Here is a 10,747-nt window from a genome sequence, read left to right as displayed (position 1 = left end):
AAACAAAAGGCACATATGAGGTACAAATAGAGGTATCTATGATTGATCCACATTCTGAATCGAAAATGAAAACAGGTTATACGTTGTTTGTAAAACAAGATGGAAAGCAATGGATCGTAATAGACTTAAAAACAAAATAGGAGAGGGGCATGTATATGTTCAATATAAATCATTTTGTGTTAGGAATCGGGTTAGAAGGATTTTTCGAAATGATGAAGACACAAGGAACATACGCGTTATATTGTGCGTTTATCATTGTTATTTTGATCGTAGCGGCAAAGCGTGCATGGGGAAAAGCGATTACGTTAATTGTTGGCGGCGGGATTGTTGTATTCTTCATTAACAAACCAGATGCATTAAAAACAATCGGAACGTGGTTAGGCGGATTGTTTGGCGTCTAAGTAAGGGATGGAAAGGAAGAGGGCTACATGAAGGAAAAAGAATCAAAATCTATCATCGTCTATTGTTTCGGAAGCTATATGAACTATATGCGAAGACAGTACGAAATTATGGGGTATCGTCTTCCGCGTGCGGTTACATGGAGGGCACTTGGTTATTTTGCGGCGGTAGAAGCGGGGCTTGTAGCTTTCCGCTTCCTTCCTCCCTTTAAATGGATATTTGGGGATATGATCGATCAAGTTTGGCTCATGTATTATGGTGTGATTCCTCTTTTCTTAGTATGGGGCGCGGATAAATATAAAACAGATGGAAAATCACTTTTCTCTTTTGTTCGGTCTTGGGTCACATTTCGTTTACGGAAGCATCAAAGTAGTCGCTTGGTGAATGTACCCAAACTTAAAAAACATGTGTTTTATGGTCATGTATGTGTACAACATGACGTCAAAGATTTACCAATCGTACATTCATTCAGTGAAGAAGAGAACGACATACACGCTTATGATGTAACATTTTTACCCCAAAAGGAGGAAGTTGAATATGTTGAAAACGATGAACAGACCACCATTAAAGCACGTTGAAAAGAATTTAGCGTTTAGCACAGACGGAAAAGTATCCGCAGTGTATGAAGTAGACGGATTTGAATACGATCATCAAGACGAAAGTACAAAAAAAGTATATTATCGCAACCAACTCGCTCTATTTACCCATCAAGAATATGATATCCACTTGCTTGTGATTCCTCGTACAACAAATTCAGATGAAATTCTGGATGAACATATTTCCACTTTAAAAGGGCCAATGGCCCCAACAGGACGCTTTCTTTTTAAAAAGGTAAAAGAATACTTACGAAATGCGGCCATTGCGAAAGAGAACATGGAATATCGCTTTTTCGTTTTAGTACAACTGAATATGGAACAGAAAGAAAGACAAATTCGTAACCCTGTCGTAGAAACATGGAAGTTTATGAAGAAGATAAGAGAAGGATTTGCAGAGACAGCCCAAAACATATCGGGTATGAATGTGACGGATATTTTAGAAGAGGAAATTGAAAATTATTTAGAAGTAGAGGACGTGTTATTTAGCCAGGTTAGAGGGGCCTTTCATAATACAAGACGTGCGAAACCGTCAACAACGCGGTTTTTATTCCATCATAACTTCAAACGTGGCATGAAAGAACTGAATCGAGATCAAAACTGGAAAGTAGGTTCTACGGTTACCTTGAAAAATGAAGAAGGAAAGGCGGTAAAAGTACGTCGGCCAGATTTACAAGAAATGGTGCACTTAACGGATACGGTGATTGATGAAAGCCCAGGGCGCTCTCTGATACTCGAAAGACAAAATGAAGAAGGGGAAATGGAAACCTCTCATGTTGCTTTTCTTGCGGTGAAAGATATGCCCGAAATATCGGCTTTTCCTGGTGGAGAGTGGATTTATCGCATTCAATCTCATTCATTAAAGTTTCCTGTTGAAATGAGTATTCGAGCGTATCATTTAGAAAACCAGATGGTTACCCAAAAACTTTCAAACAGTGAACTGGAATTAAACGATCAACGCCAACAAGCAATGGTAGGTGGCCGCACAACAGATTTAACAATTGATCGCAAAGCAAGAGGCGTCAAAATTGTAAAAGATCGATTTGAAACAACGGGCGCACCTGGATATGAACTAAGTGTACTGTTTTGTGTGTATGCCGAAGATGCGAAAACATTAAAATCACGCGTTAATACGCTGATTACAGAATATCGCAAAATGAAAATTGAATTAGTCAATCCATATGGAGAACAGTTAGCATACTTCTACGAGTTCTTACCAGGTTCTAAACGTTATAATACGGATTTCAAATTGTTTGTGGAACCAGGTGTACTTGCAATGGGCATGTTCGGGGCCACAACGCAAATTGGTGACAATCAAGGGTTTTACATTGGAAAGACAAAGAAATTAAATCGTCCTGTTTTTATTCGTCCAGAACTCGCAGCGAAAGCATTAGACAACATTGTAACAGCGTTTGAAAGTTTATCGGTGATGTTCGCAGGGCAAACAGGGAAAGGGAAATCGTTCCTAATGAACTTACTCGCTTTCTGGATTGTGATGAGTGGGGGAAGGGCATTTATCATCGATCCAAAAGGGGACCGCACAAGATGGCCAGAATTATTGCCAGGGTTCAGCGAAGATACCTTGCAAGTATGGACGCTTGGGAAGGATAAAAAGGATGCGGGCTGTTTAGACCCATTCCGAATAAGTGCAACAATAGAAGATGCAAAGAGTTTAGCACTTGAAATTTTAACGTTCCTATCGGATGTAGGATTGGAAGATATACGATATGACTATTTATATAAGGCGATTGAACGAGTAGCGAAAAAGAAAGATGCGTGTTTAACTTTGGTTCGTAAAGAACTAGAGGAAATGAAGAAAGAACCTAACTTATTACCAACTGAATTAGAACGGTTAAATGCCCTTACAAATCGTTTAGCAACCTTAGAAGGCATCCAGTTAGGAGATTTATTGTTTGGTAGACCAGGTCAAGATTACCGCGTATTAAGCCTAGAACGTCCATTACAGGTATTACAAATTCAACATTTACGCATTCCGAAATCAGAGGAAAAGAATGAAAGTGTTACAGATAAATTATCTCGTAGTATCTTAATTGCATTAGCGGCATTTGGTAAATCCTTAATGCATTCCGATCGTAGTATTTTCAAAGTATACCTACAAGATGAGGCATCAAGTATTTTGAAAAATAAAGAGGGTGCGGCATCTTCTGACAAAATCATTCGAGAAGGACGTTATCACAATATCGGCTTGTATTTAGGAACACAAAACGCATCCGATTATCAATCAGAAAATAAAGAGGTTGCAAATGTGGGGATGAAATTCTGTTTTGCATTGAAATACGATAAGGAAGCGGAAGAAATGTTGCGTTACTATAACTTACCGGTCACAGAAGAAAATATCTTAATGTTACGTCAGTTACGACGCGGCGAAGCCTTGTTCCAGGATATTTTTGGGCGAACCGCGGTTGTAGAAATTGATCCTGTTTTCCAAGAATTAAAGACTGCATTTGATTCCTCTACGAAAACAGACGAAGAACGCGCACAACAATTGGCGTAATTCGTATTACAATACAGATAAGAGTATTCTAAATTATCTGTATATGGAGGATGGAACGATGAAAAAATTACGTATGTTATCTGGATTATGTGTAGCAGGAATGTTGATGGTAACGGGGATTGCGGGTTGCTCAAATGAAACGAAAAGTAATGCAAACCAACAAGAGAGTCAGAAAGAACGTGACATGAAGGAAGCAGATAAAGCCGCAGTTGAGTATTTAAAGGCGTATATAGAAATGGACCGAAAAAAATTAAATGAACTACAGTACAAAAAATATGATTTTGGAGAAGATCGAGTAAAAAATCCAGGCATTAGTAAAGAAATGAAAGAACGTTACGATTTGTATAGATATGATTTACAAGAAGGTGAGGATGAATTTTATTACAGAATAAAATTTTATGATCCTGTAGAAAAGGCTCAAATGGGGTTATACCTCCGAATGGTTAAAGATAAAAAGGATAATAAGTGGAAAAATTATGAATGGGCATGGGATTCAACAAATAGTCTTAGTTCAATTGTGGGAGATATGAAACCTGTACATGTCCATAAATGGGGGCAAAAGGAATGAAAAAACTTTTCTCTATTTGTATGATTCTTGTATTCTTCTTACTACCGTTAGGGTCCCATGTGGCCCTAGCGGAAGATACAAAAAAAGAAGAGAAGCAGGAACAAAAAGGGGCGCGAATCTCTGAAAATCTATTTAGTGGGTACACAGATGGTATTTACAAAGATAAGTATTACGAAATCGACACTTATCAGCCAAAAGAAGAGGATAAGAACGTGTTTCAAAAAGTTGGTGGGTACTTATTTGGTGATGATAGTGTAGGTAAAGATTTACAAAGGATGTTGTATACAACTTGTCAATGGTTTGCGAATATGGCCTTTCAGTTAAATGTGATTCTTGGACAATTAACAATCTTTTTAGTCGATCAAGCGTTGAACCTGGATATTGTAGATGCGGTAGCGGATAAATTAGGAGCGGCTATGCAAAATATCGCTGGTATTGAAAAAGGTGGCTTTTTATCTTCTGGACTATTCCCAGCAATTATTGGCATTGCATGTGTGTTATCCGCTTGTTACGCAGGCTATATCTTCTTTATTAAGCGCCAACCATCAAAAGGTTTAAGTGAGTTAGTAAAAACGGTACTTGTTATTGCTTTTATTGTTACGTACATTGGAAACGCAAGTACGATTTTAAAGAGTGCAAATACGATTAGTTCTGAAATTAGTGTAACGGTTTTAGCGAAAGCAACAGGAACGGTTGCCGGTGATCCAGGACGTTCTAAAGCGGATGCAATCTTTTCAGTGAAAAAGCAGATTTGGGATTTGTTAGTTGAACGACCATATTTGTTTCTACAATATGGGGAAGATTCAAAAGAAAAATTAGGAGCTAAACGAGTAGATGAATTATTGGCGAAAGCGCCAGGAGAAGATCGTGTAAAAATAGTACAAAAAGAGGTAAAGGATCAAGGAAACCAAATGATGGTGATTTCCTCTGTAGGAGAGCGCCTTGTATTTACAATCATGTATTATGTGGTGAATACATTCGCAGGTGTTCCAGTAATCGCGTTTTGTTTACTGATTGTAGCATTCCAATTATGGTTCCTTGTCATGAGTATTATTTCACCAATCGTCATGGCGGTGGCTCTATTGCCAGGACACCGCAGAGTAATTGAAAGCTGGGCTTCACAATGGATTCGACCATTGGCATTAAAAATCTTTATGTCTGTTATGCTGGTCATCATCTTTACGATAGCAGAATTACTATATGTGTTACCAGAAGCGGGCGTTGCAGGATATGTGTCTACAATGATTTTCCAAATTCTTGTTTTCGTTCTTTGCTACCTGTTTAGAGGAAATATTGTTGCGGCATTTAGTCGAGCACGTGGCGTGTATGAAACGGTCACAAATATATCCCTTATGACAGAAAACTTTGTAGATAAGGGGAAAGAATACGCTGGAAATACAATGTCTTATATTGGAGACAAAATGGGGATGCATTTTAACAATGCGGCTGAATTAGCGGCGGCAGGCGGCCAGTTAGAAAATGTAGGAACAGACGATGAAAAGACAAAAACCAACCCGTTAGTGCAAGCGAATATACCGAACGATCTACCAAATAATCAAACGGAACAAGAAAAAGAAGAGAATCAAAAGAAAGGAAAACTTATTTCTTTACAAGATCGTGATAAAGAAGGGAATTTACCACAGCAAGAAGAGGAAGGAAAAGAACTACCGACACCAGGTGAAGAAGAAGCACCAATGCAACAAGACCTTATCAGCTTAGATAAAGAAGCATTAGAACAAGAAGTAGAAGGACAACAAGAAGGAACAGAAGTAGAAGAATCAGAAATGGAGGTTCAACCAGAGCTAGTATCTTTACAAGACGAGGAAATTCCAACAGGAGAAGAAATGCCAACTGATATAGAGGGATATGAAGAAATTCAATCAGAAGTACCAGAACAAGAGGTACCATTAGAAGAGGTTCCAACTGATATAGAAGCATATCAAGAAATTCAAAAAGAAGTACCAGAACAAGAGGTACCACTAGAAGAAGCTTCAACTGATATGGAAGCATATGAGGAAATCCAAACAGAGGTGCCAGAACAAGAAATACCACTAGAAGAGGTTTCAAGCGATATGGAGGCATATGAAGAGATTCAAACAGAAGTACCAACACAAGAACTTCCATTAGAGGAAGTGTCACCAGATCATGAAGTATATGAAGAAATCCCATCTGATATCCCACAACAAGACATCCCAACAGAAGAAATTCCGATGGATATTTCAAGAGAAGAAATACAGCCAGAACAGGAAACTTCAACACATATTCCACAACAAGAAATCTCAACACCAATTGAAACTGAGGCAAGTGAACCTTTAATACCAGACACAATTCGTGCAGATGTAAATGAAGAAGGTGTTATTGTACCTCACACACCAGAAACAACAAGCGCAGATATTCCAGATGCTATACCTGCAGAAGTGACCGAAGCGGGGGAAATTGTTGCAAAAACCCCTAATATAGATGTCGAGTCAACTACACAAGTTATAAATTCTTCTGACTCATTTATCCCAACGGAACCTATTTCTTCTGATTTGGCACCAGTAAATGAGAAAGAAGTAAGCAAAAATGAGCCAATTCAAGAAAAAGCAGAAACAATTGATACGCCAGATATACAATATGGAGCTGTAGCCGCAGGAAGTGAAAACTGGATGCCTTCTACTGATCCGCAAAACTTAGATAATTTAGATGATTTGGAGCCACCAAAAAAAGATGAGTAGAGTCCTAGTCTTTTAGGACTTTACTATTTTTTTACGCAAAAAGGAGCGATTTATCTATGAAACACTGGGGATTAACGTGTATGAAAATGGTGAATATCAGTATTTTTCTTTGCATTGGGTGTTTAGGATGGATGAACATAATTATTCTTTTCATACAAAGAGAATGGGCGACAGATTTATTAGGATGGATTGGTTTAGGATTACTTATCTGGTATACACTCATTCTTCTAACACTTCAAATTATCCATAGTGAGTTACGTTGTCGTATAGATGATAGAGCGAAACTAGCCTTTTTCATTTGGTTTGTAGGAATCGGTCATTTTGGATTACTACAATTTATACAAGACCAGCAATCTACTGTTTTAACGCTACTATTTCATGTTTTTGCGATTATACCCATTCTTTTAGCCCTTATATATGGGCTGATTGTTCGAAAGTATTTCAATCAATCTTGATACATGTTGTAAAGGGGGAGGGATGATATGAGACCAGAAATAAAAGAAGTTGTAGATAAAACGGTACAAGAAGAGATTGCACAAGAACAAAAAAAGAAGAAGAAAAAGAAATCCTGGTTACTGACATTTCTTTTTGGGAGTTCTACTTTCACAATAGGATTGTTCGTCTGTATTGGATTTCTTTTATTTATCGTTTTGGGGCAAGGGATTGGCAAAAAAGAAGAGGAAGCGCCAGCAACCATCCCAAGTAATGGAATGACAGTTTGTCGGCCAGGTGGAAAAACAGTGGCACCAGAAGAACTACAGCCCCATTTAGGCGGCGTTTTTACAGGGAAAGCACAAGCCTTTTTAAATGCAGGAACACAAAATCAAATTGATCCCGTTTTACTAGCGGCCATTGCAAGATTAGAAACGGGTAATGGTACTTCTAATGCAGTAAAGAACTATAACAACCCTGGTGGCCTCATGGACCCTGGTAGTTCACAAATGAAAGGATTCATGAAGTTTGCCACTTTAGATGAAGGAATCAACGCTATGGCCCGAAACTTATATAAAAACTATATCGGTATGGGGATAACAACCATAGAAGCAATTGGAGCGAAATATGCACCGCCAGGAGCCGCAAATGATCCGCATGGTACAAATGGTTTATGGCCTGTATTAGTAACAAAGTTTGTGGCGCAAATGGGCGGCCTTACTTTTAATTGTGAAGCGGGAAAGCCAGGCGGCGTTGTAGATACTGGATCAGCAAGCTCACAAGGGTTTATTCGTCCTATCGCTCAAACAACGATTACAAGCCCATTTGGGCCACGCTGGGGCACTATTCATAAAGGTATTGATTATTCTTGCCAAGACGGTGTCACACCAATTGCCGCGTCGAAAGGTGGCGTTGTAGAGTGGGCGAAATTTGGCGCTTCCGGTTCGGGGTTTGGCGGATATGTGCGCCCATAAGGGCATATAAGAATACGGGAACTGGGCAACCCGTAAGGAACTAGAGGTTAATGTAACTCCTTATCATCAGCAAACTTATCCTAAGAGGAAACTCAAGGGGGAGTACAGCATGTTTGCAACGCGTTAAGTTGCTAAGTTACCCAAGCACAACTGAAACGCTAGATGAAAAGAATTGAATGAGGATGAATGCTGGATTGCGTGAACGATAACCAGAGGACGCCTAGCGAAGCGCTAGACGGAAGGTAACTACAAAACGTCTAGTAGTCACATGTTGTCTATCACCGTATCCAATAGACAACTTTAACCTTAGTGACTATCCACTTGTAATTAACATGAAATGGTGAAAGTCGCATCCGACATCAATTCAAGCCTATGTTCTTATATGTCTAAATGGGGATTGCCTAAGTCAGAATGCTTAAAAGAGCTATGACATGTAGATGTTTGAATATCTGATAAGGTAACGGAGAGTCCGTAGTAGTCTGAGCAAGGGAAAGCCTTGTACATGGCGAAGGGACCAAGTCATTCAGTCTTATTATAAATCGGAAAGGAGCGGAATGCTTCATGCAAATTCCAGAGGTCGTAATAGACAATTTAATGAAGAAATCTCAAAGTAATCAACAATATACATTTCAAAGGCTATATAGGAATCTATATAATCAACAATTTTTCCTAGAAGCGTATGGGAAGCTAAGTAAAAATCCGGGAAACATGACAAAAGGATCAGATCAGAAAACAATAGACGGAATGAGTTTACAACGGATAGAACGATTAATTGAACAGTTGAAAAATCAAAGCTATAAACCAAATCCATCTAAAAGAATCTACATTGAGAAGAAAAATAGTGATAAAAAAAGACCATTAGCTTTACCATCTGTCGATGACAAGTTAGTACAAGAGGTCGTAAGAAGGATATTAGAAGCGATTTATGAGCCTGTTTTTAAAGAGACATCTCATGGTTTTAGACCAAACAAAAGTTGTCACACTGCGCTAATTCAACTAAAAAAGAATTTCACTGGTGCTAAATGGTTCATAGAAGGTGACATCAAAGGATTCTTTGATAACATTGACCATCACATTCTAATAAAATTACTTCGCAAACGAATCAAAGACGAAAAATTTATTCAGCTTATATGGAAATTTCTTAAAGCGGGTTACCTAGAAAACTGGCAGTATCATCGCACATATAGTGGAACACCACAAGGCGGGATTATTAGCCCTATTCTCTCTAATATTTACCTACACGAACTTGATGTATTTATGGAGAAATTTATAGATACATTCAACCAAGGGAAAAGTAGACGACGAACAAAAGAATACAGGGAATTCGAAAACAGGTTAAGTCGTTTAAAGAAAACAGAGAGTGAATGGGAAAAAATGACCGATGAAGAGAGGGAATCCAACATACGTGAGAGGGCTGGAATATATAAAGAACGTGAAAACGTCCCAGCCTTAAATCCAATGGATAATACCTTTAAGCGGATGAAATACGTCCGTTACGCAGACGATTTCATTGTTGGTGTTATAGGTAGTAAGAATGATGCTGAAGAGATAAAAAAAGAAATCAAAGAATTTCTTGATATAAATCTCAAGATAGAGCTATCAGAATCAAAAACTTACATCACAAATGCTAATAAGGAAAAAGCACGCTTCCTCGGGTATGACATTACAACACAGAATTCTTACAAGCGCAAAACCAGTAGAGGACATTACCAACGTTTTCAAGGAAACATCCTACTGTACGTTCCGTACGAAAAATGGGTACAAAAGCTTGTTGAGAAAAAGATGATAAAGATGGATGGGAAAGAATGGATATCACAATGTAGAACAGAGCTTATTTCGATAGATGATTTGGAGATTATTAATGTGTACGACAGTGAATTAAGGGGTTTTTATGAATATTACAAAATAGCAAATAATGTGAGTGTACTAAACAAAATGGCTTACTTTGTGGAATATAGCATGTACAAAACATTTGCAAGTAAATATAGAAAATCCATGAAGAAAATCATCGCAAAGTACAGCAAAAACGGCGAATTCACTGTTGAATACCAAACGAAATCAGGTATGAAAGAAAAACGTTTGATTAAATCGTTCAAAAAAGTCACGAAATTATCCGATTCAAAAGAAATAGATACAATCCCTAATACGCTGAAATATTCAGGAAGAACCAGTTTGATTGAAAGGTTACAAGCAGAGAAATGTGAATATTGTGGTGCTACTGGTGTGAAACTCGAGATTCACCACGTCCGAAAACTAAAAGATATCAAACGCAAGAAACAGCTCGAGAAATGGGAAGAAAGAATGATATCAAGAAACAGACGGACAATAGCACTTTGTGGACCAGGTCAAGGAAATGACTGTCACAAAAGATTACACAAGGGAACTCTTCATTAAAAGAATGATAGTGAGCCGTATACAGGGAGACTTGTAAGTACGGTTCTGGAGGAGGGGTGATGGTAAACCTAGCTAAGCAATTAGTCAAGGCGACCGCTTCCTATCCAAACGGAAACGTAGTTGTAATCAATCATGGGAATGGATATTGGAGTTTA

At 38.3% G+C, this 10,747-nt stretch carries 7 protein-coding genes and 2 pseudogenes; all 9 read left to right on the top strand.

The annotated features are described in order from the left end of the window. Positions 1 to 140 (top strand): annotated as a pseudogene (locus RT27_RS34950) (conjugal transfer protein); the annotation flags it as partial. Between the two features lie 9 nt (positions 141 to 149). Beyond that, a complete protein-coding gene (locus RT27_RS27560) occupies positions 150 to 401 on the top strand; it encodes a TcpD family membrane protein (RefSeq protein ID WP_000281809.1) in 252 nt (83 codons plus the stop codon). 27 nt (positions 402 to 428) lie between these two features. Beyond that, entirely contained in the window at positions 429 to 977 is a 549-nt protein-coding gene (locus tag RT27_RS27555) for a TcpE family conjugal transfer membrane protein (RefSeq protein WP_000659658.1), read from the top strand. Further along, positions 937 to 3,507 carry an ATP-binding protein gene (locus tag RT27_RS27550; RefSeq protein ID WP_043938382.1) on the top strand — a complete coding sequence of 857 codons (2,571 nt, stop codon included), beginning with the start codon at positions 937 to 939 and terminating at the stop codon, positions 3,505 to 3,507. Before RT27_RS27555 ends, RT27_RS27550 begins: the two co-directional genes overlap by 41 nt. Before the next feature lie 58 nt (positions 3,508 to 3,565). Continuing rightward, complete coding sequence (locus RT27_RS27545; protein WP_043938381.1) at positions 3,566 to 4,075, top strand: hypothetical protein; 510 nt, start codon at positions 3,566 to 3,568, stop codon at positions 4,073 to 4,075. Next, positions 4,072 to 6,792 carry an isocitrate dehydrogenase gene (locus tag RT27_RS27540; RefSeq protein ID WP_043938380.1) on the top strand — a complete coding sequence of 907 codons (2,721 nt, stop codon included), beginning with the start codon at positions 4,072 to 4,074 and terminating at the stop codon, positions 6,790 to 6,792. The genes RT27_RS27545 and RT27_RS27540 overlap by 4 nt, the downstream gene beginning before the upstream one ends. Before the next feature lie 56 nt (positions 6,793 to 6,848). After that, positions 6,849 to 7,247, top strand: coding sequence for a hypothetical protein (locus RT27_RS27535; RefSeq protein WP_000683504.1), 399 nt, complete (start codon positions 6,849 to 6,851; stop codon positions 7,245 to 7,247). 27 nt (positions 7,248 to 7,274) lie between these two features. Continuing rightward, a pseudogene (locus RT27_RS27530) lies at positions 7,275 to 8,186 on the top strand (glucosaminidase domain-containing protein); the annotation flags it as partial. A 573-nt stretch (positions 8,187 to 8,759) separates the two neighbouring features. Beyond that, entirely contained in the window at positions 8,760 to 10,592 is a 1,833-nt protein-coding gene (locus RT27_RS27525) for a reverse transcriptase/maturase family protein (RefSeq protein WP_043938379.1), read from the top strand. Positions 10,593 to 10,747: the final 155 nt, after the last annotated feature.

This window comes from Bacillus sp. L_1B0_5 (assembly GCF_000836715.1).
Taxonomy (GTDB): domain Bacteria; phylum Bacillota; class Bacilli; order Bacillales; family Bacillaceae_G; genus Bacillus_A; species Bacillus_A thuringiensis_S.
This window is presented reverse-complemented; position numbering and strand designations above follow the sequence as displayed.

Excerpts from the sequence above, each read along its gene's own strand:
- RT27_RS27560 (WP_000281809.1), top strand. The coding sequence starts at position 150 with ATGTATATGTTCAATATAAATCATTTTGTGTTAGGAATCGGGTTAGAA.
- RT27_RS27555 (WP_000659658.1), top strand. The coding sequence starts at position 429 with ATGAAGGAAAAAGAATCAAAATCTATCATCGTCTATTGTTTCGGAAGC.
- RT27_RS27550 (WP_043938382.1), top strand. The coding sequence starts at position 937 with ATGTTGAAAACGATGAACAGACCACCATTAAAGCACGTTGAAAAGAAT.
- RT27_RS27545 (WP_043938381.1), top strand. The coding sequence starts at position 3,566 with ATGAAAAAATTACGTATGTTATCTGGATTATGTGTAGCAGGAATGTTG.
- RT27_RS27540 (WP_043938380.1), top strand. The coding sequence starts at position 4,072 with ATGAAAAAACTTTTCTCTATTTGTATGATTCTTGTATTCTTCTTACTA.
- RT27_RS27535 (WP_000683504.1), top strand. The coding sequence starts at position 6,849 with ATGAAACACTGGGGATTAACGTGTATGAAAATGGTGAATATCAGTATT.
- RT27_RS27525 (WP_043938379.1), top strand. The coding sequence starts at position 8,760 with ATGCAAATTCCAGAGGTCGTAATAGACAATTTAATGAAGAAATCTCAA.